Source organism: Neisseria sp. P0019.S003 (assembly GCF_051957115.1).
Taxonomy (GTDB): Bacteria; Pseudomonadota; Gammaproteobacteria; order Burkholderiales; family Neisseriaceae; genus Neisseria; species Neisseria flavescens_D.
The window spans coordinates 1-470 of the sequence record NZ_JBQCWT010000067.1 but is presented as its reverse complement, the minus strand read 5'-3'; the positions used below and the strand labels follow the sequence as shown (position 1 = coordinate 470).

1 pseudogene is annotated in these 470 nt (G+C 50.0%); it reads left to right on the top strand.

Going from position 1 to position 470, the window contains the following annotated elements:
* Positions 1–19 precede the first annotated feature (19 nt).
* Positions 20–427, top strand: a pseudogene (gene hisI, locus ACTHTS_RS11110) (phosphoribosyl-AMP cyclohydrolase).
* Positions 428–470 lie beyond the last annotated feature (43 nt).

Sequence of the window (470 nt, the reverse complement as noted above, 5' to 3'; positions counted from 1 at the left end):
ATATGGGAGAAAAACGCGAATGTCGAATATAAACGAAACGCGGCTGAATGCCGTAAAATTTGATGAAAAAGGTTTGGTTTGCGCGAGTGCCCAAGATTGACAGACACACCGTGGGCTGATGGTTGCCGGGATGAACGCCGAGGCCCTGCAAAAAACCGGAGAAACCGGTTTTGCCCACTATTACAGCCGTTCCCGCCAAAAACAATGGATGAAGGGCGAAGAGTCCGGACATACGCAAAAAGTACACGAATTGCGCCTGGAGTGCGATGGCGATGCAGTGGTTATGTTGATTGAACAAAACGGCGGCATTGCCTGTCATACCGGGCGCGAAAGCTGCTTTTACAAAGTTTGGCAAGAGGGCGCATGGCAGACAGGCGATGCCGTGTTGAAAGACGAAGAAGCGATTTACGGACAGAAACATCCTTAAGGCCGTCTGAAAGAAAAGAAGAGAAACCGACCATGACCGATAC